Origin of the sequence: Paenibacillus amylolyticus (genome assembly GCF_003719335.1) — a bacterium.
Classification (GTDB): domain Bacteria; phylum Bacillota; class Bacilli; order Paenibacillales; family Paenibacillaceae; genus Paenibacillus; species Paenibacillus amylolyticus_D.
On the sequence record NZ_RIAS01000012.1, the window covers coordinates 1 to 26662 of the forward strand.

Sequence of the window (26662 nt, forward strand, 5' to 3'; positions counted from 1 at the left end):
CAAGTCCGCTCGACTTGCATGTATTAGGCATGCCGCCAGCGTTCGTCCTGAGCCAGGATCAAACTCTCCAATAAAGTATTGAAAAGAGCGATAAGCTCATTTTGAATCTGACGAGATTAAAAATCTCATTTGTTCATTCTGCAAGCAGAATGTTTACTCACTCGTTGTTCAGTTTTCAAAGATCAAACACAATTATTTCACTCATTCTCGTCTTCGCCAAGTTTCGGCGGCGACTTGAATAATGTAACACATTTCGTTCATTTTCGTCAAGAACTTTTTTTTGAGATTCTTTTTTAACACTTCATGTTCTTCACTTTTCCTCAACTGAATTCGTCATTTTCTCACGATTCACTCATTTGGGGAACGAAATATAATGTACCATAATCTCCAGCTTAGAGTCAACACCTAAATATATAAATTATTAACAAACAAAAAAGGAAGGTTTCCCCTCCTTTATACATCCCTTCTCAACAGCAGATTATTCAAACAGATCAGGTCTCGATCCAATAGCGAATTTCCCGGCCTTCCCCTTCCAGAGAGGGCCATCCAGCTGATTCTTTTACTATAGAACGAAACACAAGTTTACGAAGTACCAATGGCAGGTCCTTGCGAACAAATCTTAATTGAGGATGATGAACAAGTTCATTAATACTCCATGGCTCTTTCCGGCTTCTAATCACACGGAGCAGAAGTTCAGAGCATTCTCCCATTTTCGACATGACAGAAAATTCGCAAGCAAGCAATACAAGCTCCACACGCTGTTCCAAAGTCTCAGAACTTACCGTTAGCTCCTGATATAGCTTCCATAATGCACGATCTAATTGCTGTACATGAGTCCAGACGGCATGATCAGGGTAGATGCCCTGTTCAATCAGCACGATCCTTGCCCAACTTCCCAGTGCTTCCAATGCATTATAATAGGCATCCACAACATGCCCCTGCTGGATATGACGCTTCGCCTCAACATACATCCTTAGAAAACTGGTGAACTCGTGAAACAGTTTTTGCTCACGCAACTCATTCCCAAACGAAGATAACTCTTCTCGCAAGTTGCTAATCTGATTGCCCGTTTCCCAGATAATCTCCCCTTCAATCAGGCATTGCATGAGATTATCATGTTCCCCAGTAACCGCAGTAATCTGTAAATCAGACTGGCCGACATAGATCAACTGATAACGAAGATCTCCATATCTGTAATGTTCGACCGTAGACATCGATTGATCTGTGTTATGCACGATCAGTACCATCAAGTCAAAATCCTGGATCAGGGAGCCGTGGAATCGCTCTCCCGGGTGGGAATAAGCGATAGCCCCAACTGCCCCTGTCTCTTCCGACTGCTCGGACAAAAAAGCAAGGTTCTTTAATTCCACGATTCCCTCCATACAATTTATACAATTCATGGCAGTTTAGCGCCAAGTCAGTTATAATGTAATTCGACATGATATACAATGTTTCCTTCTTTTTCAGGTCCGATACTACTCATACGATAGGAGCATTTTTTATGATTTTTAAATCAGCAAAAATTAATGCTTTTCGCACTTGGGGATTGCTGTTAACCATGCTAGGAATGGGCCTAATGATACTTGGCACAGCCGGAATTGTGTTCTGGGGACATGCCGGAAAGGTCATCGCAGCGGTCGGGCTTGTAATTGGCCTCGTTGCCATGCTGGGCAGTTTGATCATTTATTTCTGGGCAGGCATGCTCTCAACCAGTGCTGTGCAGGTCGATTGTCCAGAATGCGGCAAATTAACGAAGATGCTGGGTAAAACAGATCGTTGTATGTTCTGCCATACGATTCTGACGATGGACCCAAACAAAGCCAATACGATGAGTCCGCCTGTTGAACCATCTACTCCACCCGCCGCGCCTTCCAAGTAACTCACAAAGCGGCCCGAAATCCATTAATGCACTTTGTCTATAAACATTCACCGTGCACACTTGAATTCTGTACTTTACCGACAAGGTGGGTACACGCTATCCAGGGGTTTACACCGCATAGTTGCAGGTGTACTTGTTGTTAACAAGTTCTGAAACGGTATTCGTCCCAACAAAAAGACCCGGTATCTTTACCGGGTCTTTTTTGATATGGCACATGAAAATGATGAGTTCGATTTATTATAATTCATTTGGAATAACCAGCCTCTTTAAGTGTTTCCCAGGCTGATGAATTAGCAAAGCTTCTATTCCATGCAGCCACTCCGCCCAGTTTCAACGAAGAAATCAGATCTACCCGTGCTTGCAGGGATACCGCATCTTCGATCCAGATTTTTTTGACAGCGCCGTCTTCCTTATACTCTACATAGTTTTGTCCACTTGCTTGATCCAGAACAGGCTTGAGCTTCTTCTCTTTAATTAACTCCTGCACGGCGTTCATACCTACCGCTTTGGAAGAAACTTTAATTTCCCCCTGATCATTCGCTTTTTCAGTCCAAATCCGTGTATATAAAGGAACGGCCATAATAAGCTTGTCCGCAGGGACTTCATCTTCTTCCAGTATGCGACGCATGGAGGATTCGGTCCATGGCAGTGAGGCAACAGAACCTGCTTTCGGACTGGCTGCCCAGTGCTCGTCATACGCCATCACGACAATATAATCGGCAAAAGTTCCTAATCCACGACGATCCAAAAACGCAGACCACATTTCACTGTTTGATTTTGGCGTAACATCCACCGATAACATCAGTCCGTGAATACGAGCCATTGCCTTCATTTCACGTACAAACTGGGTAACATTCGCTCCATCCTTGGTATACACATTTTCAAAGTCGATATTAATACCATCCAGCCGGAACGTTTTAGCATAGTCCAGCATTTGTTCAATGATGTGTGTACGCTTGGCGTAGGTAGACAGTGCCTCCTTCGTGATGTCCGGATCAAAACTGTTATCCATCAATCCCCAAACTTCCATCCCTGAACGCTTCGCCCAGTTCACATAGGCTTGATCTGCTTTGCTTTTCACTGAGCCATTGCCATCGGTAATATGGAACCATGTCGGGCTCACTACGTTTACCCCAGGCATCTTGCCAATGGAGCCCACGTCAGGCTGACGATTGTAGACAGCCTCCCATACGAGATTCACCGGTTTGTTTTTCCACTTTTTCTCCGCCGCAGTGGGTGTAAACTTCGGCGTGTCCAGCGTCTTTTTCTCACCTAGAACAAGATGATCGTTATCTACATAACCGGCATAACCGTTATCCATCTGCACAAAGCTCTGATCTTTTCCCGTCTGCCACACACGCACTCTTGTATTCTGCTTCATATCCGTGAGAATGGGGGAAGACTCTTCTCCGCTTTTATACAGAGGAACGGTCTCATCTTCTTTGGATGACAACGTATCAATCGCAGCATATTGGATCGTGTCTCCGCCGCGCATCAAAATAATGGCTCCTGTTGTCGGATCTTCCTGAACGGCCAGCCCGTATACCTCCTTCAACGGTTGAAGAGGAATGTACGCCTCATTAGACTTTACCTCCGGCTTTACTTTGAGCGGATAATCTTGATGATTCAGTTCAGCCTGGGTACTGCCCTCTTTCATATGAAGCACTCTCTGCGGAGAAGCGATAATGATATCCCCCGAATCAGGTTCGTATCGTATTCCCGGATCTACCGTTTCTTGCAACACCTTCACGGGCAGTTTAAGCTGACCGCCTGTGCCAGAAGCTTCCTCATCCATAAGCTGTCCATCTACAAAAATAGGCTGATTTCTCCCGAGCCACTCCGGGTCCTCATAGACCTTATTCAACCATACGCTAGTAATAAGCCAATAGGCACCACCTGCCACCAGACAAGCACCAAGTAACCCTGGCCAAAATGAACGTCGTTTACGACGTGTATATTTGCTATTTCTACCCAAACGACTACCTCCGTTAATTCCTTAGATGCTGGTAAACATCCAAAAATAATAGATATATCACACGCATGATTTTCTCAAAAACCTGTATAAATAAAAAACGTGAAGAATCCATACTGAATTCCACACGTTAATATTGTAATTCATCTCTATTGATGCCTGCAACTTTTGCACACACCATATACTTCCAATCGGTGACCATGTACTTCAAATCCCGTGCTTGACTCAGCTTGAAGCTCCACACTCTTTAACGATGGATAGCTGAAGTCTTCAATCTTGCCACACTGGTCACATATCACATGATAATGATCCGTCACATTGGCATCAAAACGGCTTGAATTATCTCCGTAAGTCAGTTCCCGAACCATACCGGCTTCCAGAAACATTTTCAAATTGTTATATACGGTCGCCACGCTCATACTAGGAAATTGGGGTTCAAGTGCCTTGTAAATCTCATCGGCTGTCGGATGCCCCATCGATTCCATCAAATAGTTTAATATGGCATGACGCTGGGGTGTAATACGGACACCGGTCGTTTTGAGCTGCTCCAACGCATGTTGGACACGTGTTGCCATAAAGCCCACCGCCTTACCTTTCATTCTCTGTTTGAAGAAAAATAAACCTTCGCCCTCATACAAAGTATAATTTACCGGCTATACACAACGAAAAACGCTCTTTCACGTCATGTAACCTTGCCAGTGTACATTTATTGTACGGCGATTGCAAGTTTATTGTCAACGCGACGATGCAGGAACTTCGGTTGTATCCTCTTGGGAATTTGGACCTTCATCTGTCGTCTGCTGTCCATCCACATTCGTTTCCACTGACTCTTGCAATATCGATTCTGGTGTAGGAACTTCCGGATTACGCTCTACCGTAAGATCACTGTTCCCTTCGATTTTGATCCTGTATTCTCCCTCACCCAGCTGCCCTTCAATCGTTTTGTTTTTGACGTTGAATGGCATATCCGTCTTCAAATCACCGTAACTGCTGGAACCTGTGAGACTGTAGTCACCGCGTTCAGGGATCATAACGTTAATGGCTCCCACTGCGCTATATACATCCCAATCTCCACCAACTTTGGTCGAAACGACGTTAATACTGCCATTGAGAGACTGAGCTTTCACACTCAAATTAGCGCCATCCAGTGTAATATTGCCATTCCGGGTTTCAGCTGTAAATACACCAACAGAGTCTGTGATACTGACATTCCCCATTTGCGTGGTCAAGTCCACATCCCCCGAAACACCGCGTGCTTTCATATCGCCACGGTTGCTGTCCATATCCACGTTACCTATTGCATTCGCTACGATTACGTCCCCGTTTAGCGTTTTCCCCGAGATATCGCCAACCGCATTCGTAATCCGAATCCGCCCATTGCCTGTCTCGGCAAAAATGGTCTTGATTGCTTCAGGGCGGTTCAACAAAATGGCACCATTCGAGGTGCGGATATCCAGATTGAAACGGCGGTCGTCTGGAATGATGATCGTCATATTCATGCGTGGTTGCGTTTTTTCATTTTCACCATACGCTTTACCTGTTGCTTTAATATGAATGACCTTATCTCCTTCCGCTTCCACAAAAGAAGCCGCCGCTACTGCCTTGGCCTGGACTTCAGATGCTTGATCGACCCAGACAACGGTATTCACTTGAACCTCATCCGTATCTCCCCGCTGGAGCGTTATATCTCCGTTCACACCTTCGACCACAATATCCGAAGTATCCATACGGACAGGAACTGCGATCATGCCCTTATCTTCCTTGTATCCGGCAGCCTGACTGTAGTCCATTGAGGCAGCTCCGAGATTAAGACTGACGCGGTTCCACAGATGCATGTAGTGATCCTGTTCTGTCACAATAAACACAGACGCGGTTAAAATCAAAGAGGCCAGAATGCCTTTGGCATCCGGTCTAAAACGTGCTTTTTGGCGCTCATCGGGCGAGGACAAACGATCTAACTCTCGTTTACTTCTGATGCGTGTCCACAGGAACAATACAACCCATTCCACACCCAGAGCCACAAGCAAAAACGGCCACCAATCCACGAATTCGTAGAGGTAGTCTGTCCCCCACTGTTTATCCATAATGAGCAGTACACCGACAGCAACGATTAGAGCAGCAGCCGTATAACGCCCAACCCGGACTTTACGGTTCATTCTTTTTCCCTCCTTCCGTCCATATTCGTTCTCTATATTTTTTTCTTACGCAGCATAACCCAAAATTCCCGGCCGAATAGCAACAAGCCGCCTGCGATCATCAGAATAGCAAACGAATATCCACCGTACATGGCAATCAACTCTTGAAACCAGCGTGGTTTGCGGAAGAACAGCACCATCAGTGACCCCCCCACAATTAGCAGGAGTCCAAACGAAATGCCACGTTCCCATACCATCATTCGCTCCCGTTCAGAGCGTTCGCCAGCTTGCGGCTTGTCCAAATTGCCTTGCGTTACAGCCCGGCGTCTGCGCAGCATGACCCAATCAGCCGATTGCAATACATCATATACGTTGTAGAAATAAATTACCGGAATACAAAGAGCCAGCAAGATCAGTAAAGGCACATTGATCTGTATGCCGATGGACGAGAAGTATAACAAAGCGGACAAATCAAGCAAAACAAGCAAAATAAAAGTCAATCCACGCATGTACAGACGCAAATAAATATGTCCCAAGCCCGGAATAATAGCACTTAACAGCCCCGCAATAAACTTATGTGTTTTATTCCGTACCTTCTTGGGTTTTCGAGTCTTTCCCGTTCTTACGCGATCTATACGCCCTTTCCCCTTCTTCATAACATGCTCCTTTCTTCGAAAATAACCGTTACCTCTCATCATGCATTTGGTTAGATAGTACCCTAAAGCGCCCGAAGAGTAACTGGAAGAAAAATGGATATCAAGAAAAACCCTCCGCCGTACCTGTGCTCAGAGGGTTGGAATTTCCTTTATTCAATCGACACTTTGGTCATGTGTTCCCACTGTCTTAACTTGGAGACAATTTGTATCGTTTTAAAGTCATGCGGCACTTGCACATGCAGTACAATTTCTATTTTCCGCTCAACGGATACGACTTCTGCAAAAGCCAAATCTGGTTCATTCACGGTAATTTTACGAACTCTGATCTTTTCCTGTTCCATAAAAGACGAGACCTTCTCTAATGTCCCTGGTTCGGACAAGGTATGGAGGGTAATGACATGGAGCTTATTGCCGCGCAAATACCTCAGCTCTAATTTGTTGAATACCCAAAGATTTAAGAGTACCAGCACGGTGGAAACGATGGAGGCAAAAAAGAACCCGGCCCCTGAGGCAAGACCTATCGCGGCAACCACCCAGATCGACGCTGCGGTTGTGAGTCCCGTTATGGACTTACCTGTGAAAAGAATCGTACCTGCGCCTAAAAAACCGACACCGGTAATTACCGCTGTAGCCAGACGCGCAGGATCAATCCGCACGTTTAATTCATGTGCAAAATCTTTAAAACCATAAATAGACAGCATCATAATCAGCGCCGATCCAAGACAAACCAAAATATGAGTTCGTAGTCCAGCAGCATGATTGGAACGCTCACGTTCCAGACCGACAAGTCCACCAAGCAGCATTGCCAGCAATAAACGAAGCAAAATATGCCATTCATCAATAAACCAAGGATTGCTCAACGTTCTAGTTCCTCCTCTAAGTTGTTCACATGCTTAAAGCTTATTCTTATGAAATGTCGTTAATTCCACTCCAGGTGCGATCTCTGCAGCATCTACAGGCTTAAATCCAAACTTCATATATAGATTCACCGCGGCTGTATTCAGCGTTCCTGTGCATACGATGTAGCGAGGCAGATCGGGATGTAGTTCGAAGACATGCTTCATTAAAGAAGCGGCAATTCCTTTTCGAAAGTGGCTCGGATGTACCATCATACGTGTAATGGTTAGTGTGTCCCGTTCTTCCTCCATCACAGCCACTGCGCCAAGCAACTCTCCATCCTGCTCATCAACACATCCGTAAAATGTTTCCCCGCAGTTCTGTAATGTTTCCATCGTATCCAGCAAAGGTGGGATGTCTTGAAATCCGATAATCTTTGCTTCCAATCGGTAAGCCATATGCTGCAGCCTCCACAATTGAGCCAACATTTCCTCATCACGCAGTGACAATGTTTGAATTCTCATGGTCAAGCAACTCCTCCATATCAGACTTCATAAACCGTTAAAGCAAAATAAGGCAGTGCGTCAGAATTCTTTATACCAAAAAAAGAGGCTGTCACAGGGACGAGCCTCTTTCTGTCCGACCTCACTGGAAGGATTAGCGGTTCAATACATCTGCGAGCAGTTGGTTGGCAAGGGCTGGATTCGCCTTGCCTTTACTTTCTTTCATAACCTGACCTACGAGGAAACCGATGGCCTTTTGTTTGCCAGCCTTGTAATCTTCGACAGATTGCGGATTGTTCGCAACGACCTGCTCTACAATGGCGAGGATCGCTCCTTCGTCACTGATTTGCACAAGTCCTTTTTCTTCGACGATCTGCTGTGGAAGCTTGCCGCTCTCCAGCATTTCCTTGAATACAGTCTTAGCGATTTTGCTGTTGATGGTGCCTTTCTCCAGCAATCCGATCATCTCACCGAGTCCTTGCCCCGTCAGCGGAACTTGCGTTACCTCAAGGTTATTGGTGTTGAGGTAACCGAGCAGATCACCCATAATCCAGTTGGAAACGGATTTGGCATCCTGGGTATATTTCAGGCTGTCTTCAAACAGATCTGCAATTGCCTTGGAGGAGGTGATAACCTCGGCATCATAACTTGGCAGACTGTAATCCGCAGTGTACCGGGCTTTACGCTGATCCGGCAGTTCAGGAATGGACGCTCTGATGCGTTCCTTCCATTCGACATCAATATGCAGTTTTACCAGATCCGGGTCTGGGAAATAACGATAGTCATGCGCCTGCTCTTTGCCACGCATTGACAAGGTTTTGCCCTGAGCCTCATCCCAGCGGCGTGTCTCTTGAACAACTTCTCCGCCGTCATCGAGAATTTCGGCCTGACGATATTGTTCATATTCCAGACCACGCTGTACACCACGGAAGGAGTTCATGTTTTTGAGCTCCGCCCGAGTGCCCAACTTCTCCTGACCATGTGGACGCAAGCTGATGTTGGCATCACAACGAAGTGACCCCTCTTCCATCTTCACATCAGAAACATCACAGTACTGCATGATCGCACGAAGTTTTTCCAAATACGCACGCGCTTCTTCGGGAGAAGAAATCTCAGGTTCGGATACAATCTCTACCAGCGGAGTTCCGACACGGTTAAAGTCCACGAGAGAGGCATAACCACCATCTACGTGTGTGAGCTTTCCTGCATCCTCTTCCAGATGCAGACGTGTGATACCGATTCGTTTTGTTTCGCCGTTGACTTCGATATCAATCCAGCCATTCTCACCAATCGGCTGATCAAATTGTGAAATCTGATACGCTTTAGGTGAATCCGGGTAGAAGTAGTTTTTACGGTCAAACTTGCTGACATCGGCGATTGTACAATTGAGAGCCATTGCGGCTTTCATCGCATAGTCAACGGCCTGACGGTTCAGCACAGGCAATACGCCCGGGTGTCCGAGACAGACCGGACAGGTGTGTGTATTAGGCGGAGCTCCAAAAGCAGTGGAGCAGCCACAGAAAATTTTGGAGTTGGTATGCAACTCCACGTGGACTTCAAGTCCAACGACCGTTTCGTATTTAGATGCGGACATTTCTTATTACCTCCGTTCCGGGCAGTCTACAGCTGCGGACGCTGCTTGTGGAATGCTGTATTTTGTTCATACGCATGCGCTACGCGCAGTACGGTTGTTTCATCGAAAGCTTTACCGATAATCTGCAATCCAACAGGTAAACCATCTGCGAATCCGCAAGGAATGCTGACTGCTGGAACACCCGCCAAACTGACTGGGATCGTCAGAATGTCATTCAGATACATCGTAAGTGGATTGTCTACCTGAGAACCCAATTTAAATGCCGTTGTAGGCGCAGTAGGCCCAATAATTACGTCATATTTGGCAAAAACATCATCGAAGTCCTGTTTGATCAGCGTGCGCACTTTTTGAGCTTTCAAATAATACGCATCATAATAACCGGAGCTGAGTGCGTAGGTTCCAAGCATAATACGACGTTTCACTTCCGGACCAAAGCCCTGACTTCTGGACTGATGATACAGATCCAGCAGATTCTCCGGATTGTCCGCACGTACACCGTAACGTACACCGTCAAAACGAGCCAAGTTGGAAGACGCCTCAGAAGAAGCGAGCAGATAATAGGTAGCTACTGCATATTCGGTATGCGGCAAGGATACCTCTTCCCATGTCGCTCCAAGTCCCTCCAGCACGTTCAGTGCGGCAAGAACTTTCTCTTTTACTTGCGGGTCTACACCTTCACCGATGTATTCCTTCGGTACGGCAATACGCAATCCTTTGACATCCCCTGTCAGTCCGCTCAAGTAATCCGGAATATCTACCTTGGCAGATGTCGAATCTTTAGCATCATAACCGGCAATGGCTTGCAACACATAAGCAGAATCTTCTACATTTTTGGTCAGTGGTCCGATTTGGTCGAGGGATGATGCAAAGGCCACCAAGCCAAAACGGGAAACCAGTCCATAAGTAGGCTTTAAACCGACGATTCCGCAATAGGAAGCAGGCTGACGAATAGAACCGCCCGTGTCTGATCCAAGTGTGAAGTACGCTTCTCCCGCAGCAACCGCTGCAGCAGATCCACCTGAGGAACCACCTGGGACACGATCAAGTGCCCAAGGATTATGCACAGGGGAGAAGCTGGAATTCTCGTTGGAACCGCCCATGGCAAATTCGTCCATATTAAGTTTACCCAGGGTTACTGTATCCGCTGCCTTAAGCTTCTCGACAACCGTTGCATCATACACCGGGTCGAAATTGCGAAGGAACTGACTTCCGCAAGTCGTACGCAGTCCGTTCGTCACGATGTTATCTTTGATACCAACCGGTAAGCCAAACAGCAAACCTTTCTCTTCACCACTGACAAGTCGGTCATCCAGCTGACGAGCGCGTGCGCGTGCGTTCTCCTCGTCCAGTGTCAAATAAGCCTTCACTTTGTCATCATGCGCGCCGATATTCTGATACGCCTGATCGACCAGATCACTGACCGATAGTTCTTTGGCGTGCAGCTTGTTATGTAACTCAGGCAACGATTGTTCAAATAAACTCACAGTGCTTGTCCTCCTTCCAATTATCCGTTATTCCATCACAGCAGGCACTTTAAACTGCCCGTCTTCTTCATCTGGTGCGTTGTGCATCACCTGTTCTATGGACAGGCTTTCCTTGGTTTCATCCTCACGCATCACGTTGCTGACATGCAAAACGTGAGTTGTTGGCTCAATATTTTCCGTGTCCAGCTCGTTCAGCTTCTCTGCATATTTTAAGATCGCGTTCAGTTGACCTGTCAGCGTCTGTTCTTCTTCAGCAGTTAGATTAAGCCGAGCCAGCTTGGCCACATGCTGAACGTCATTGTTCGAAATACTCATTACCGGATGCCTCCTTCAATCGTTCTGTGCCTAAGACAAACCTGCAAACGAAGCGTTCGTTTAACGGGCTAAAGTCCCAAGATAACTTTTCTAATTATAGGTGAGATAGGTCGACAATTCAATGCAAAAGCAAAAAAGGAGCCGGCATCAGCCGACTCCTGAAATACTAGTCCTTAAATCCACGCACGCAGATTAACCTGCTTTATAAAATCCGCCTGAGACATTACATCAATCGCGGTTTCTTCTTCCTCTTCCACAGCTTGAGGCTCCCCGTTCATCAGTTGATGAAACAGCTTCTCATTATGTGTCGCAAGGGCGTAATCTATCAACGCTTCTCGCTCGACCCGCTCAGCTTCCTGCTTCAGCAGAACCTCTTCCAGATCGATGTCGCCGGATGGAACAAAAAAGTTCCGATTAACCAGCGGCACTCGAAGCACGTAATCGAACGCATTGTCCGGATTCCGGTCATAAGCGATGATGTATCCATATTCCCCCACAGGAAGATTCTGCTCAAACGCATCCGCGACGATGACAACCTTCTCTCCTAATCGTAGCATCGTCTAACCTCCTGGTAGTCTATCATTCATATTTATTTGTATAGTCTACTAGAAAAGAATAACGATGTCTAGGAATACTAGATTTAAACAACATATTTGTGCAAAATCTTTTTCGAGTTTTTCTCAAGATAACCCCGATCGTTCCCATATCATCTGTTATGTTTACTTCTTGCTGCGTCGTTTCATGTCTGTACGAATCACAACTAACCAGTATATTAGCAGTGGACCTGGAACGCTAGTTATCCCCCACAATCCCCATAACCAAGGAAAACGGCCTCGTTTACGTGCATCCAGAAAGATCCATGTTCCTTGAAACAACAGCAGAAGTGCAAGGAATACAAGCAGAACCGGAGGAATCTCTTCTAATGAATAATGCAATCTATTCATGATGCATCGTCTCCTTCCTGTGCCGGACCAACCATAATGCAGCTACAATAACAGCAATGACTGTACCCAGAACTTGTATACCCAAGTACACGGCAGGAGAAGAAACAAACAATAACGTTGCCAGTGTAATTACCATCAGAGCGACGAGCCAGAAGCAGATGATTTCAACCAGATTGGCTCTGCGCTTAATACGTCTTTGTTCCCTTACACGGGATTCAAGTGTTGCCAAGGATGGAATATCAGCAGGTTCACAGACATCATCCAGCGCTCTCATAGATTGCTGTAATCGCCGTACGATTTCCTGATCCTGTGACTCATTCGATCTGCTCATTTTATTCCAGCTCCTTTCTTAATTGACGGAGACCATATGCTGTCCGAGACTTTGCTGTTCCAGCAGGTATGCCCAACATATCGCCGATCTCATCGTAACTATAACCATAATAATGTTTCAGAAGCACAGTAATGCGATGCTCAGGGGTTAGCCTCGTCATCGCGTCCATGACGTCTGTCCATTCCTCGTTTCGACTTTCGAGTTGCCAGCGAAAACGACGGATGCCCTGATGGCGAATCAAGTCAATCCAGCTCTGCTCCCGCTTCTTTCGTCTGGTTCTGTCAATGTAGATACGGGTTCCGATAGTGATCATCCATGATGAAAATGCTGATGTGCCATCATAACGCCGAATATTTTCCATACAGCGTACCATCGTGTCCTGCACAATCTCTTCAGCGAGATTAGGATCCATCGTAACTTTCACAAGATATTTATAAACAAACGAGTAATGTCGCTGTAGTAGTGATGCAAGTGCACTGTCATCGCCCTCCGCCGCTCTACGCACTTCCTCCAATTCAGCTGTTCTCATCATGATAATCACCCGCTTCCTGTTCAATCTAAAGGTAATACGATAGACTACGCTCAAACGTTCAACGCAAAATGAGATGTTTTTTAAGGAACTTTATTTTCGAAAATTTCCGGGTAATATGAATACGACAATTTCCCGGGCAATCAGACTCCATTTCGGTAATCTTGCAGTTTGTCGAACCACCGCTGATCACGGGCTCCTTTCTGCAACACACGACTGGTCCATATATTTTGCTGAAATATGAGGTCTGGTTTAGTACGATCTAACTTAGAATGCCTCTGATCAGAGCGCGATTGCTTTGCTTTTTTTAAAATGGAATGATCTGAGTCAGTATAAGGATGACCTACACTCCAATGGGGATGTTTATTTCTATAAATTGGATTCAAACTGCTATTAGGTATGTATGCTTTCTGATGAACTGCTTCCTTAATAACCGAATTCATGACGGAATGTAACTCACGTCGTCGATCATCAAGACATGTGTATTCTGGTTGCTGCGGCTGAAACATGTTTATTTTCTCCACATCATTCTCCCTCACTCTCTCTTCTGAATACATATTTCTTATATTCTTCTAAATCCAGCTAAAAAAGGCTGAAAACAAAAAAAAGAACGCAAACCGGGTATAGACCACAGTCTGCGTGCTTCGCAAGTTAGGGTATTTCTATTCAACGCTTTAGTTAAGTGATGCCTTAACGCTTGTAACAACTAATTGCTATTCTAATGAAAAAGCTGACACTTGTCCAGACTTAATTCATATATTCTGTCGAATTATCTTGCAGGAACGTAAGGATTATTCTGTTTCTCATATCCTATCGTTGTTTTGGGACCGTGTCCCGGATATACCTTAACCTCATCGGGGAAACGATACAACTTATTCTGAATAGAGTCCACCAGATCACGTTCACGTCCACCTGTGAGGTCCGTTCTGCCTACGCCCATTCGGAACAACACATCCCCGGCAAACAGATCATTTTCGCATAGGAGACTGACACTGCCTGGAGAATGGCCTGGCGTATGGTATACCTGAAACGTGTGGCCAATCAATTGCAGCTTCTGACCTTCATCCAAGGCAAACTCTGCCGGTTTCGCTGTAATCGGTGGTGTTACTTGCGGCCAGTTCAGCGACCCGTTCAGCTTGGCCGTAGTCAGCCAGTCACTTTCCAGATCATGCAAGTAGACGGGACAGCCCTTCAGCTTACGAATCTCCTCCAGACCGCCGATGTGATCGAAATGAGCATGGGTCAGAAGAATCGCTTCAATCTCCAGATCCTGAATAGCCTTGAGCAACGGGCCAGGATTCATGCCTGGGTCAACTATAACAGCTTTACCCGGGTCCTCACCCTGTAACAGGTAGGCATTGGTTTGCATCGGCCCGAGCGTAAATGTACGAATGTTAAGCATATGAATTAAAAACCCGAAATCAGTTCACGCAACTCACGAATGATCACTGCATGGGACTCCGTTCCTTCCCCATAACGTTTCATAATCTCTTTGCGCGCTTCGGCCATGTTATCCTGGTAGTCTGCAGCTTCACGGTCAGGATTCAGTCGTTTGAACTCGACCATGACCTCTTGTACGTGTTGCGGACGCGGCCCCCATTGACCAAGCACATGTCCGCCTGTATCTGCTACGATCACAATCGGCACAGAACGGCCGCCCATCGTCAGGAATTCATCCATCACATCCGGATGATTTTCCATAATCAGAACCTCAGTCGGGATGCCTGAAATCTCCAGCGCCTGAAACACAACCGGAATATTACGTACTACGTCACCACACCAATCTACTGCCAGAATGAGCACACGAAGGTCGTCACGATAGTTCAAACTTTCGAAAAACTCACGATCCTCTTCGCTTGCCCAGACAAAGCTGTCATAGTTCGCCTGAAATTCACTTTGATTTTTGGTCATACTTGCGATAAATTCCTTCGGAGGCAAGCCTTTACCGAATTTGTGAGACAAGTTAGGTTTGGACATTACTTCACACTTCCTCTCTTTTTACGTACATTCATCCATTTGATAACAACATAAATAATCATAAGAGCGAGCGCGACAAGCAAGATCGGCGTAATAAACGGTGCCGCTTTCTCATCTACATGCTTCCACTGGTCTCCGAGAATCATCCCTAAATATATAAACAATGCAGTCCAAGGTATAACAGCGAGTGTGGTCAGCAGAATGAATTTGCCTGTGTGCATTTTCGTGATGCCAGCCGGAATGGAAATCGCATGCCTTACGACCGGAACAAATCGCGCAGTGAAAATAACACCTGTCCCATACTTGCGGAACCACTCTTCGGAATGATCGATGTGTTTTTTCTGGATCAATATGTATTTACCGTAGCGCTCAAGTACAGGTCTGCCACCATAACGGCCAATCCAGTAAATAAACAGCTGAGCCAGCACTCCGCCCACTGTACCAAAAATCATCGCACCGAAGAAGTTAATGTTATGCTGAGAAACGAGAAAACCACCATATGCCAGCACAATTTCACTTGGGATAACTTCCAGCATTAACCCGAGCATGATGCCAAAGTATCCGAGACTTTGAATCCAGTCGAATAATTGGCTGACAATGTTATGAATAACGTCCATCTCAACCCTCTTTCTTTTTCCTGAATGGCGGTGCCTTGCTGCACCTTGGATGTTCGTCCTTATTTTATCACAGCCCCCTGAACGTGGCTACTTGCGAGAACGGGACAGTATCCCGCAGGCACTGCTCCGCATATGGTATGGAGAGAGGAGTGTGGGAACGTGTCATTTAAATCCACGCCCGGGTCTCCCCCGGTCAAGCATAAGCAATCCGGACAACAGCTGCCCTCTGCCCGCGGTATTCGCCGTGCCTGCAGCAAGGAATTATATCGGACAGCCAAGAGGCTGAAACTGTACATCTCTCCAGAACGCATGGAGCAGGCCGAGGAAAAATACTACGCCAAAGTTATTGCGAATCTGCTCTGGATTGGAGAAAACCGCAATGACCGCAAAAAACTGTGCGAATGGTGGAATACCGAAGTCAGCGCAGATATTGCTGCGCTCTGGGACGTTGAGGTTGAACCGTTGAAAGAAGCATTCAAACATGCTTTTGGTGGTTACCGTCTGTAGAAAAGTTTGAACAGGCAGGCGAAAGCATTCTCGTCCGCCTGTTCAGGACCTGTGGAGAAAAGCAACCCGCAGCAATTCTGTGCAAATTCTCTGCAGTCAACGAAGATGAAGGATGCAATTGAAAACGACGATCGTTACGCATCCGTTCTGTATTTACCTGTGATGCTAATTCTTTGTAACGTTCATATATTTCTATCCCGATCGCCGCAGTCTTTTGGGCTTGTCGGACTTTTCCTTCTGAAATCTCACGCATCGTCGCCTGTTCCATCCAGTAGAGCGCCGTCCTCTGGGGTATAACATCATAACGATTCCGGGCGATGGCTGAAATGAAATATACCCCCGCTTGCTTCCCCTCTCCAGATTTGGCTTCCAATCGGCCAAGCTCTACATAGAGGTCAGGATTACTGGGCGAATGGGACAAGCTGTTCAATAAGATGAGTTTGGCTTCCGCTTGAGGCAGCGTACGCGCAAGAGAAATCGCCAAATCAGGCCGATATGGATTCAAACGATATGCCGATCGAAGATACTGGACACTCGCTGTTGTCCCCATTGGCTCAGTCAGTGCGTGACGATATTGCATGTCCGCCCCGGAGTACCGTGCTGTGATCCAGACGGTGCCCCCGAGCCAGCATGTAAGCATGAGTACGACTGCATATCGTTTGATGTGGCCTGGCCGGTGATGATGCGATGAGACTGGCTCCGCTTCTTTTCTCAGCGCGACCGCCCATGCCGCAAGCCAGATGAAGAGCATCCAGCTGAGCGCATAGCTCCAGTCGAAGTCCACGATTCCATGCAGGACGAAGACAAGCACTGGCGGCAGCAGCCGCGGTGCGAAGCGGCGGATGCTGCGCAGGGTGAAGAGCATCCACCCTGCAATCAGCGCGCTGCCGAGCAGGCCCGTATCCAGGGCCAGGTCCAGCAGCCCGCTGTGAACCTCGCCGCCAACATACGGCGAGGACTGGATGGCGCGGAACATGTTGCGCCATGTATCCCCCCCGTGGCCGAGCCATGCGGCCTCGGTCCATAACCGCAGGGCATCCCGCCACAGCTGCAGGCGGGATGCCCCTGTGCCGACACCTGCCGCGAAGCGTTCGGCGGTGGAGGCTGCGGCCATAAGTGCGGCGGCGATGCACGCCAGCACGGTGGCCGCCAAAGCAGAGGCGCGCCCGGCTGGGCCGCCGCTGTGCCAGAGACGGCACAGCAGCAGCGTGCCGAGCAGCGCAGCTGCCCACGCCCCGGCCAGTGCGAGCAGGCCGGGCACGGGTGCAGGCGCCAGCTGGGCATCAGCCAGCTGGCGGTACAGCCAGGCCGCGCACGCCAGAGGCGCGGCCAAGGCCAGCAGCAGCGGCAGGCGGGCACCGCGCCGCTGCAAGAAGGCGGCGGCCGCGGCACAGCCGGCCGCTAGCCAGGCGCCGCGCGACTCGCTCAGCAGGAGCGCGGCTTGCGCGGGCATGAGCGGCAGCACCGCCGCGAAGAGACGGCGCGCCGGGACGGCTCGCCCGGCCAGCACGCCCGCGGCGGCCGTAAGCCGCTCCAATGCGTACATGCCAACAACGGCACCGTACGCATTGGGGTACTGCAGCAATCCGCCGAGCCGGGCACCGGCGGAGCTGATCTCGGGATCGGCTGTCCGCATGACCCCGTAGGGCAGCGGCAGCACACCGCACACGGCTAAAATGCCGCTTAGCACAAGCACACCGCCTGCCAGCTGCCAGCCAAAGGCAAGCCAGCGCATACCATCCTTGCTCGCTGCCAGCAACACAGCGAGCAGGGCAAACATCGCGAGCAAGCTCCAGCGCAGCATCTCAAGGATACTGCCTTGCGTACTCACCGAGCCTGCCCAAGCATGCACGGCATAACACACCATGATTGCCAAAGGGAACCCAACATGCACTAAATCCCCGACGCGCAGCCGAATGGTTTCTGCCCGAACGGAGGCCAAGCCATCATTTTCCCTTTTCAGGACGCCACGGACATACATCACAAGCGAGAACAGCACGACAACACCGGTCATCAGAATAACGGGGTACAGGTCAGTTGAATGAAACAATCCTCTTCGCAAGCACCCTGTCAGCAATATAGCTACCATGCTTAAACCTAAGACTACAATCCACCAGCTGAATTCACTATTACGCTTCTCACAACCCTTATTCCCCATTTCAATCTCACAACTAGGCGCTGATGCCCCATGCCCGGAGATCAAGAAACGGCGTGGACTGGCTATATCGTTATATGTATTGTGATGAACTCTGAAATAGCACCCATTTTTGAGAAGGTTACTTGTGCTCACATTCATACTCACACCCATAAATTCGGATCGGTCAGAAGCTCGCTCTCTGATCTCATTCCTCTCATTCTGAAAGTTCTGATCTGGATCGGTATTTCCTACTTCCCCATTCTGTTTTACCTCCCTTGCATCCTGATCTGTATGTAGCTCTCTGTCCTTCACCCATGTCTCCTCCTTCCTTCACGATTTAAAAATACAAAAAAGGCAGAAGAGCCCCTCTTCGGGTCCTTCTGCCTTGGTTTACGCCCTCGCCGTCAGATCGGTATAATCTAGATCGGCAACCGTAACTTAACGGGATTCGGATGCATACGCACAGACTTATTGGAATCACTCATTCCCTTAACCATTATGAACTTGTTCACGCATATGCGGACATCATTGGCATTCTATATCTTGCACATCAAGTGAAGCGACCCTGGTACCAGTATGTCCTCTTCTTCACGTATGCAGACCAGCCGTGCACGAAACATCCCTGCTTTGGTTCTTCTTATAATATCAATTGAATTTTTCTCATCCATTACCTTCATGCAAAAATTAGTGAAGATTACACTTCGCAGTCCGCTCTAAGTTTTCCCTGTCCACTTTTCCACCAGTTATGCTTCCTTCAACCGGTAGCAGATCCGCACAAGCACGCTCCAGATATGGATCCGCATGAATGAAATCACGGAATGCGGTGTATTCAGCCCACATGTCCTTCACTTGACCCGCCTGTCCACGAACGGCGCGAATCAGTATATTTTTTGGTGTATTCTCCAGATCAATGAATTCAAGCAACTGTGTTTTATATCCCATAATGTCCAGCAGTTTAGCGCGAATCGCATCTGTTGCCAGTGCCGAGAAACGCTCCTTCAGAATGCCATGGGACAGAAGCGGATTCATCACCGAAGATTCGACCTGATCATACAGCTCATGCTGACAGCAAGGAACCGACAAAATGACAGAAGCTCCCCAACGCACTGCTTTCTCCAGTGCCGCATCCGTAGCCGTATCACAAGCATGGAGAGTAACGACCATATCCACTTCGTTCAGTTCATCATAATCCGCAATGTCACCTACAAGGAATTTCAGATCACCGTAATGCAAACGTCTGGCCAGATCATTACAGTGTGCGATAACATCCGCCTTTAAATCCAGACCGATGATGTTAAGCGAACGGCGCTGTTGTACGGATAAATAATGATACAGGGCAAAAGTCAGATACGACTTGCCGCAGCCAAAATCCACAATAGTCAGCGGACGTCCTTCTGGCAAATGGGCAATAACATCCTGCACCATCTCCAAAAAACGATTGATCTGTCTGAACTTGTCATACTTGCGTGCAAGCACACGTCCTTCGTCATTCATAATTCCAAGTTCAACGAGGAAAGAAACCGGAACGCCCTCTTCAAGTACATATTGCTTTTTGCGATTATGGGACAGATCGACCGCTGTTTTGGAGGGGGATTTGGTCAGAATCGATACTTTATATTTTTTGCTGATCAAAATTTGATAATCCGCATCTGCCGTACAGAGCAGTCCCTGACGGAACGTCTCTTCACACAACAAAGTCATACGTTCCAGCGCTTCAGCCGGGGTCAAATTCTCATGCAACACTTTATTCGCATAATGAAAAGCAAACTGATAATGAAGCTGATTCTTCAACGTAACCGGCTTCACCTGCACTTTGGTAAACGAGACATTGTCCCGTCTGCGCAGCTGACTCCAGGTCGCCGTAATCAGCGAGTTCTGTTCAAAAACATCTTGTATAAGCTTTCGCAACGAATCCACGGGGTACATCTCACTTTCGGTTTGGTTTGGTCAACCGTTACCATACCATAATTCTGTTCCCTCTCCAAGTGAAGAGCTACTCTCCATTGGTTCAGTCATCAGATATTTTATAAGTTCAGCGATCCGTTCGGTTATTCTTCTGTTACAGATAAGCAGTAAGTTGAATTATATATTTTTACGTTCTTCATCGTTCACTTGCTGACGTTTGGTTTCCAGCGCTGTAATCTGTGCCAGCCCCTCTTCGACCTCATCCCGCGGCAAACCGCCCTGTTCAAGTTGCTCATCTGTAAGTTCCGTCAACCTCTGATAAAAAGCTCTCGCGTCTTCTTCATACTGTACCGGATAATCCGTATCAAGATGCATCAATCTGTACCAGCCATTCTCGGCCGCATCATATCTGCCCTGTTGCTCCCGGTATAACGCAAGTTGCTTCTCCGTTCGCGCAGGAAGCTCATATCCCTTAATTTGCTCTATGATTCCTTCTATACGGTCAGGTACCTGTAACAACTCGCGATTAGCACCATGATTCTGGGCATACAGGTAAAAATGTAACGCTCGCATTAAACGAACAAGCGCCGCATCCTCTGCATCCAGTTTTTCCTCATCATCTATGCCTTCGACTCTGGCTTTCTCGTGATAGATATATGCTTCTTCCTCAATCAGTCTCGCCGCTTGCTGCAGATTGTCTACCTCAATGACGCCGCGAAAACGGAACATCTCGATCACATCCTCTGCTGGGAGAGAGTTAAGCAAATTGAGATTCATGCCAAATTGCCTGCGCATCAACTCATCCAGTTCAGACAAAGCCTCCGTATGTTTACGTTGCTGTCTAAGCGTAAAAGCCTTGCCAATTGCCTCTGTCATTTCCTCCATCATGCGGAGCAGATAATCCTTCCTGAACATCGGTGCGCCCCCTTATATCTTCACTCATTTATCGCATACTTTATATCGCGTATTCATATGATTTATTTTAATTCATGCCGTAAAAAAAAGCGAAAATCCGGCTTCCCCCTACTCCCGAAGCCGTTCAGCAAACACCTCAAAGCCCCTGCCTGTCCACATGGACACACAGGGGCTTCATATACAAACTCGATTGAGTGATCTTATGGTTAGTCGGACAATCCCGTCATAAACTGTTGAATCACCTGAATCAATTGTTCCGGCGCTTCATACATACTCATATGTCCTGCGCCCGCAATGGTGGCCTGCACAATATGAGGCTTGTCACTTGTGAAGGTTCGCTCCGGTGGAATCAGCCCATCCTTCTCTCCAGCCACAAGTAATACTGGAAGCGGTGTGGCAGACAACACATCACGGCGATCTGGACGTTCACGCATAGCCAGTGCCGCACCAACCGCACCTTGAGGAGCAGTTTGATAACCAATTTCCTTCACACGATTCACATGTGTCGACATTGATTCAATATGCTCTGGAGCGAACAGACCCGGTACCAGCCCGTCCACAAAATTCACAATGCCTTCAGTCTGAATCGTAGATACTGCACGTAAACGTTTCTCCTTCGCTTCCTCACCGTCCGGATACGCTGTTGAATGGATCAAACCGAACGCGTTAAGTCGCTCCGGATGGTGCTGCGCAATGGAAAGTGCAATATATCCGCCCATGGAATGTCCCAGAATTACTGCTTTTTCCACGTCTAACTCATCCAGCAATTGCAGCACATCATTGCCCATCTGTTCAATCGTGTAACTGCCTACAGGTGCATCCGTTTTGCCGTGCCCACGCAGATCAGGTACGATACAACGATAGCTACGGGCCAGCTCCGGCACTACTTCATCCCAATAGGATGAACTACCGCAGTAACCGTGAAGCAGTACAAGCGTTTCTCCCTTACCCTGCTCAGCATAACAAATCGTTGTTCCATCACACATCACTTTTTCCATATTAATCCCTCTCTCTGCGCGAATGTAATATTTCAGGTTGTATATTATTAAGCATTCATCTCATGAATGAAACGTTTCTTTTGTTTTCCATGCCTCCGTTACCGCATCGGCAATGGTTTGAGACATGCCCATGACCAAGTACAGCGAAGTCATCTGCAAAATCGAATAGGGTCTTGGGCCGTTGACATTCACTACCGCTGCTACACTGTATTCTCCAACAGGCGGCAAATTACCACCAACGGATTGGGCAGGGCGCAAAGATGTTCCCGATACATAGTATGTCCCGGCAGCATCTTTTGGGCCCAAACATGCATCTATTGCTATAACCGTATGGTGTGCCGGAATCTGGGCCACTCTCTTTTCGAGAGTGTCTGCATCACAAGGAGCTGCCAGTGTACCGATGACATGAGGTATGCCGCGCTCCTCCAGCAAAGTCCCCGTCATCGGTCCAAGTGCATCCCCGGTCGAGCGATCTGTACCGATACATAGGAACGTAAGCTCGTCCAGCTTATGAAGCTTGGAGATCTCCTTGAAAAAAAGGGCCATCTTGTCTCCAGGCACGCCTTTGCGTATACCTCGACTCTGTTGCCGGACAAGTTCTCGTTTGTATAAGGTCAAACTGAATTCCCTCCTTGTTACACACGAATATATTGGACAATCCTAGTGTTATCTTTATTTCCAGTCGTTGTGATCTATTCTCATATTGTAACCGATGCTCCATTCTCCCGCAAAATCATTGGCTTGTCCCCTTCCACTCATGCTACAATAACAGAAGTTCCGTGTGGACAAGCGAGTAACCCATCTCCGGAGATGGAAAGGATGAAGTTAACGATGGATTTAACACAAGCAACAGCAGAAAATATGGAATATATGATTGAAGCAATCAAAACCAAGCTGCGGATGGCCAGTGGTGCCGCGATGCAGGCTTCAGCGTTCCCACTTGAGAAATATGAAGATTTGCAGGATTTGTACGAAATGGTGATGAGCAAAGAACATTTGAGCATCTCCGAAGTAGAAGCGGTCGCTTCTGAACTCGGCAAACTCCGCAAATAAACTTCTCTCTAAGTTTTATCTTCACACCTGACACAAAATGAGCAAAAAAAAGGACCTGTCTTACATCAGAACACTGATGCAGGACAAGTCCTTTTGTATTGTTAGTCTACTTTTTAAGTTTACACATTGGCTTGTTCAGACCTTGTTCATGTCATCTCCGTCAAGGAAGATCCACAAGTACAAACTCGGCAGGCTCGCTGCCTGTACTGGTCATTTGTAAATCACAGCTTTTACGGATGCGAGCCGCGTCTCCGGGCTTGAGATTAAAGTTTCCATCGGAACACTGAATTTCCAGATGTCCGTTGATCAGGAACAAATGTGTACGACGCTCCTCATGTTGCGGAAACATTAGCTTCTTTCCCGACTCCAGCTTGGACAGATAACAGGTTACATCCTGAGCGATGCGGAGTGGGTCTTCGTCTATGGATTCATCCGATGGACCAGAGGCAGCTGACACAACTGGACAAAGTCGGTTGAGATGGGCAGACTCTTCTATTTTTCGATAAGCATAAGATGGTTTCAGCATTCGCTGAGAGGGCAAAAACCACATTTGCAGGAAACGTACCGGTTCATCCGTGGCTGGATTGGTTTCAGAGTGCTCTACGCCTGTACCTGCACTCATCACCTGAACTGTCCCGGCTTCCAGCAACTGTTCTGTGCCCATACTGTCTGTATGTTTAAGCGTACCTGATATCACATAACTGACAATTTCAAGGTCGTGATGTGGATGTTTCTTAAAGCCTTCTTGCGGCATCAGTATGTTGTCGTTGTGGGCTAACAGACAGCCAAAGTGAGCATTGCTTGGGTCCTCATAATCCGCAAAGGAAAAGCTGAATTCGCTGTGTATCCAACCGCGATCCGACGTGTGTCTTTCTTCCGATGTCACTACTTTAATCATATTCATCCACCTCCAGAGGATTGGAACTGCCTTATGGCAATAATCCATGCGTGTTCAAAATGATATAGGTCAATACCAGTTGGTATGTGATCTTTACCCGGGGTCCGGCCATTTTAATCACGTTCCTTCTAAAGGTTATACACTATATTTTCATGAGTGGAGCACGAATTCACTATCCATCCGTCCGACAAGAGTCCCTGCATCATTACGTATGTCTGAAGGAAATACTTCTGCCAGGCGGGCAATCGTTTTCGGGTTGGAATAGTTCAGTTGCTTCAATATCGATTGTGCAATGGAAGCCCATTCTTCCTCAGAGCCATCCAGCACTTTAAAGGTGATGCCCAGTCTTTCTTTCTTCAGCGCAAAACCAAATACACCCTTAAATCCGCCCTTAGCGACAATATTGTCGTCCTCCAGCAACACCGAATCCACGCGATTCGTGCCACCGACCATAAGAGGGTACTGATTCATCGCAGCAGTAATGGTCTCCACAGCGATGCGTGTGGATTCATCCTCAATGAGGTCAGGACATGCAAGTTTGAGATATGCATTGGCCAGTGCAGACAGAGGCAGCGAAAATACTGGGAAACCACAGCCATCCGTTCCTAATTGAATCTCTTTTTCTTCAATGCCTGCGAGACCTGCCAGTGTTTCAAGGATTTCCCGTTGCACTGGATGATCTGGCTCGGCATAGCTTCCCAAATCCAGTTTTCTCATCTGACTATAGCCCAGAATGCCCAGATGTTTACCCGAACAGTTATGCAGTATTCTGCGTTTCTCTCCTTGCGCCCGCAACCAGTTATTGCGGCTTTCTTCATTAAGCGGATAGCTTGGCGCACAGATCAGACATTCCTCACCAACTCCGATTTTATGAGCCAAATGCTCCAACACTTGAATATGCTCCGGCTCAGAGCGATGTGATGAAGCCATGATCGCAATCTCTTGTGGTTTAAGACTATAATGTTCGCCTATTCCAGCCCGAATCCCTGGAATCGCTTGAAACGGTTTGGCCGATGAACGTGTAAACGCTCTGAAATGAGGATCACCAGCCGAATATACAACCCGGCCATGCTCATCCGTAATACATATGTGTCCGTAGTGAGCGCATTCCATCACGCCTGCACGGTATTCTTTAACTAACAGGGCACTCTCCATGCGTGTTTCTCTCCTTCATACTCCCAAATTCATCTCTGCTTTGCTTCACGGCGCCGCATGGGATATCCTCATTAGTATAGTACAAAAACGACGTTTTTACAGTTTTTTCGACAGTTGTTTCGGGTAAAGATTTATCAGCCTCACTGAAACAATACAATTTCTTGAAGGAGATACCGCTTATGTTGCGCAATTCTCAACATCTCTCATCTGGACCATCTCATGTGATGTCTTTGCAATCTCTGCTGAAATACATCCTGATTGGTTCACTGCTAAGTTCGGCTACTGTAATATTATTAGCTGGTATCGGAGCCTGGCTGGGTCTGGAACGTTTAATTCGACTGGACACTCAAGTTCAGCAAATATTTTATCTCCATTCGCAATCCCGTCTGTCTTTGCTGCCATATACCTCCTTCATTACGGCACTGGGTTCATTTAAAATATCAGCACTCGCCGCAGCAGGTTTCGCACTGTTATGTTTCCTGCAGCGTCATTCCAGAACGACGATGTATGGTTATGTCATCTGCGCAAGTTTTGGAATGATGTGGATTTTGAATACGCTATTGAAGGAGATCTTCAGACGTAGCAGACCTGAGCTGGATCATCTTCTCGTTGTGCACGGATATAGTTATCCCAGTGGTCATGCCATGATTTCGATGGGTTTTTACGGTATGCTTTTTGTCATCTGGGCCATCGAATGGAAGGAACGGGATGTACTTAGAAGATGGCTTCCTGTCATTTGCGGTATTCTGTTTATTCTGTTGATCGGCGTAAGTCGGGTTATGCTCGGGGTTCATTATCCTACCGATGTCTTTGCCGGATTTGCCGCCGGATTTGTCTGGATCTTATGCATGGTTCCGGGAATAAAACGATTCGCTCCGTGATTCATTTCCTTCAATTTCCATTTTATTCAAAGGGCAGTTAGTTGTTTCACCATGTTGCACGGCGTTTATATACGAAGTAAGCAAACGCGAACAGACAACATCCTGCATCAAGTTGAAAGGAGGCGGTTGTTATGTGGGGCATTATTATCAGCATTGTCATGGCGATCATTATCGGTTTGATTGGAGATGCACTTGCCGGTCATAACATGCCGGGAGGCGTGATTGGTGCGATGATTGCCGGATTCGCCGGAGCCTGGCTGGGAGCACTTTTGCTTGGTAACTGGGGACCGGTTATCGGTAACTTTGCCGTCATTCCCGCCATCATTGGTACAGCGCTCTTTGTATTCTTGCTGGGGCTTGTGTCCAGACTGCTAAGACAGGCTGCCTGATTCGGGTTAGATGGTGTTCGTTGTTTCGTATCTGTTTCTTAAATTAACGAA

Annotated in this window: 29 protein-coding genes and 1 rRNA gene; 5 read left to right on the forward strand and 25 right to left on the reverse strand. The window is 47.4% G+C overall.

Features of this window, described 5'->3' with window-relative positions; all coding sequences use genetic code 11:
• A 16S ribosomal RNA gene (locus EC604_RS19865) occupies positions 1–74 on the reverse strand; the annotation flags it as partial.
• Positions 75–491: 417 nt separating this feature from the next.
• Positions 492–1370, reverse strand: a complete 879-nt coding sequence (locus tag EC604_RS19870; protein ID WP_240037044.1) for a nucleotidyltransferase-like protein — start codon at positions 1368–1370, stop codon at positions 492–494.
• Positions 1371–1501: 131 nt separating this feature from the next.
• Between EC604_RS19870 and EC604_RS19875 the strand changes: the two genes are divergently transcribed.
• Complete coding sequence (locus tag EC604_RS19875) at positions 1502–1879, forward strand: DUF2614 family zinc ribbon-containing protein (protein WP_123065829.1); 378 nt, start codon at positions 1502–1504, stop codon at positions 1877–1879.
• 244 nt (positions 1880–2123) lie between these two features.
• On the opposite strand, the gene EC604_RS19880 is transcribed toward EC604_RS19875, so the two are convergent.
• The 16 genes from EC604_RS19880 to EC604_RS19960 form a co-directional block, all read right to left on the reverse strand.
• Complete coding sequence (locus EC604_RS19880; RefSeq protein WP_123065830.1) at positions 2124–3854, reverse strand: glycosyl hydrolase family 18 protein; 1731 nt, start codon at positions 3852–3854, stop codon at positions 2124–2126.
• A gap of 146 nt (positions 3855–4000) precedes the next feature.
• A complete protein-coding gene (gene perR, locus EC604_RS19885) occupies positions 4001–4426 on the reverse strand; it encodes a peroxide-responsive transcriptional repressor PerR (RefSeq protein ID WP_090924521.1) in 426 nt (141 codons plus the stop codon).
• 159 nt (positions 4427–4585) lie between these two features.
• Positions 4586–6007 carry a DUF4097 family beta strand repeat-containing protein gene (locus tag EC604_RS19890; protein WP_123065831.1) on the reverse strand — a complete coding sequence of 474 codons (1422 nt, stop codon included), beginning with the start codon at positions 6005–6007 and terminating at the stop codon, positions 4586–4588.
• A gap of 32 nt (positions 6008–6039) precedes the next feature.
• Complete coding sequence (locus EC604_RS19895; protein WP_123065832.1) at positions 6040–6642, reverse strand: hypothetical protein; 603 nt, start codon at positions 6640–6642, stop codon at positions 6040–6042.
• Positions 6643–6791: 149 nt separating this feature from the next.
• Positions 6792–7502, reverse strand: coding sequence for an MgtC/SapB family protein (locus tag EC604_RS19900; RefSeq protein ID WP_090924508.1), 711 nt, complete (start codon positions 7500–7502; stop codon positions 6792–6794).
• A gap of 33 nt (positions 7503–7535) precedes the next feature.
• Complete coding sequence (locus EC604_RS19905; protein ID WP_123065833.1) at positions 7536–8003, reverse strand: GNAT family N-acetyltransferase; 468 nt, start codon at positions 8001–8003, stop codon at positions 7536–7538.
• A 133-nt stretch (positions 8004–8136) separates the two neighbouring features.
• Positions 8137–9576, reverse strand: coding sequence for an Asp-tRNA(Asn)/Glu-tRNA(Gln) amidotransferase subunit GatB (gatB, locus tag EC604_RS19910; RefSeq protein ID WP_123065834.1), 1440 nt, complete (start codon positions 9574–9576; stop codon positions 8137–8139).
• 26 nt (positions 9577–9602) lie between these two features.
• Complete coding sequence (gatA, locus tag EC604_RS19915) at positions 9603–11060, reverse strand: Asp-tRNA(Asn)/Glu-tRNA(Gln) amidotransferase subunit GatA (RefSeq protein ID WP_123065835.1); 1458 nt, start codon at positions 11058–11060, stop codon at positions 9603–9605.
• 27 nt (positions 11061–11087) lie between these two features.
• Positions 11088–11375, reverse strand: a complete 288-nt coding sequence (gatC, locus tag EC604_RS19920; protein WP_123065836.1) for an Asp-tRNA(Asn)/Glu-tRNA(Gln) amidotransferase subunit GatC — start codon at positions 11373–11375, stop codon at positions 11088–11090.
• Between the two features lie 173 nt (positions 11376–11548).
• Positions 11549–11932 (reverse strand): ATPase, encoded by a 384-nt coding sequence (locus EC604_RS19925; RefSeq protein ID WP_090924503.1) that lies wholly within the window; start codon positions 11930–11932, stop codon positions 11549–11551.
• Between the two features lie 162 nt (positions 11933–12094).
• Positions 12095–12319, reverse strand: coding sequence for a sigmaY antisigma factor component (locus tag EC604_RS19930; RefSeq protein WP_123065837.1), 225 nt, complete (start codon positions 12317–12319; stop codon positions 12095–12097).
• A complete protein-coding gene (locus EC604_RS19935; RefSeq protein WP_123065838.1) occupies positions 12312–12650 on the reverse strand; it encodes a YxlC family protein in 339 nt (112 codons plus the stop codon). The genes EC604_RS19930 and EC604_RS19935 overlap by 8 nt, the downstream gene beginning before the upstream one ends.
• Before the next feature lies 1 nt (position 12651).
• On the reverse strand, positions 12652–13179 hold the full coding sequence (sigY, locus tag EC604_RS19940; RefSeq protein WP_123065972.1) for an RNA polymerase sigma factor SigY: 528 nt from the start codon (positions 13177–13179) through the stop codon (positions 12652–12654).
• 769 nt (positions 13180–13948) lie between these two features.
• A complete protein-coding gene (locus EC604_RS19950) occupies positions 13949–14581 on the reverse strand; it encodes an MBL fold metallo-hydrolase (protein ID WP_123065840.1) in 633 nt (210 codons plus the stop codon).
• Between the two features lie 5 nt (positions 14582–14586).
• Entirely contained in the window at positions 14587–15156 is a 570-nt protein-coding gene (locus EC604_RS19955) for a thioredoxin family protein (protein ID WP_123065841.1), read from the reverse strand.
• A complete protein-coding gene (locus EC604_RS19960; RefSeq protein ID WP_123065842.1) occupies positions 15156–15773 on the reverse strand; it encodes a DedA family protein in 618 nt (205 codons plus the stop codon). Before EC604_RS19960 ends, EC604_RS19955 begins: the two co-directional genes overlap by 1 nt.
• A gap of 132 nt (positions 15774–15905) precedes the next feature.
• Between EC604_RS19960 and EC604_RS19965 the strand changes: the two genes are divergently transcribed.
• Positions 15906–16280, forward strand: coding sequence for a dehydrogenase (locus EC604_RS19965; RefSeq protein ID WP_429352038.1), 375 nt, complete (start codon positions 15906–15908; stop codon positions 16278–16280).
• Here EC604_RS19965 and EC604_RS19970 read toward each other — a convergent pair.
• The 5 genes from EC604_RS19970 to yyaC form a co-directional block, all read right to left on the reverse strand.
• A complete protein-coding gene (locus tag EC604_RS19970) occupies positions 16249–18729 on the reverse strand; it encodes an O-antigen ligase family protein (protein WP_123065844.1) in 2481 nt (826 codons plus the stop codon). The genes EC604_RS19965 and EC604_RS19970 overlap by 32 nt on opposite strands.
• A gap of 372 nt (positions 18730–19101) precedes the next feature.
• On the reverse strand, positions 19102–20343 hold the full coding sequence (locus EC604_RS19975; protein WP_123065845.1) for a class I SAM-dependent methyltransferase: 1242 nt from the start codon (positions 20341–20343) through the stop codon (positions 19102–19104).
• A 156-nt stretch (positions 20344–20499) separates the two neighbouring features.
• On the reverse strand, positions 20500–21237 hold the full coding sequence (locus EC604_RS19980; RefSeq protein ID WP_123065846.1) for a DUF6483 family protein: 738 nt from the start codon (positions 21235–21237) through the stop codon (positions 20500–20502).
• 206 nt (positions 21238–21443) lie between these two features.
• Complete coding sequence (locus tag EC604_RS19985; RefSeq protein WP_123065847.1) at positions 21444–22235, reverse strand: alpha/beta fold hydrolase; 792 nt, start codon at positions 22233–22235, stop codon at positions 21444–21446.
• Between the two features lie 60 nt (positions 22236–22295).
• Positions 22296–22853, reverse strand: coding sequence for a spore protease YyaC (yyaC, locus tag EC604_RS19990; protein ID WP_240037045.1), 558 nt, complete (start codon positions 22851–22853; stop codon positions 22296–22298).
• Positions 22854–23066: 213 nt separating this feature from the next.
• Between yyaC and EC604_RS19995 the strand changes: the two genes are divergently transcribed.
• The gene (locus EC604_RS19995; protein ID WP_123065974.1) at positions 23067–23288 is read left to right on the forward strand and encodes a DUF1128 domain-containing protein; all 222 of its coding nucleotides are present in this window, start codon (positions 23067–23069) and stop codon (positions 23286–23288) included.
• Positions 23289–23448: 160 nt separating this feature from the next.
• Here EC604_RS19995 and EC604_RS20000 read toward each other — a convergent pair whose 3' ends face one another.
• Positions 23449–24186 (reverse strand): pirin family protein, encoded by a 738-nt coding sequence (locus tag EC604_RS20000; protein ID WP_123065848.1) that lies wholly within the window; start codon positions 24184–24186, stop codon positions 23449–23451.
• A gap of 150 nt (positions 24187–24336) precedes the next feature.
• A complete protein-coding gene (locus EC604_RS20005; RefSeq protein ID WP_123065849.1) occupies positions 24337–25341 on the reverse strand; it encodes an asparaginase in 1005 nt (334 codons plus the stop codon).
• A 179-nt stretch (positions 25342–25520) separates the two neighbouring features.
• Here EC604_RS20005 and EC604_RS20010 point away from each other — a divergent pair, with 179 nt between their 5' ends.
• On the forward strand, positions 25521–26222 hold the full coding sequence (locus tag EC604_RS20010) for a phosphatase PAP2 family protein (protein WP_123065850.1): 702 nt from the start codon (positions 25521–25523) through the stop codon (positions 26220–26222).
• 131 nt (positions 26223–26353) lie between these two features.
• Positions 26354–26611, forward strand: a complete 258-nt coding sequence (locus EC604_RS20015) for a GlsB/YeaQ/YmgE family stress response membrane protein (protein WP_090924488.1) — start codon at positions 26354–26356, stop codon at positions 26609–26611.
• The last annotated feature ends 51 nt before the right edge of the window (positions 26612–26662 follow it).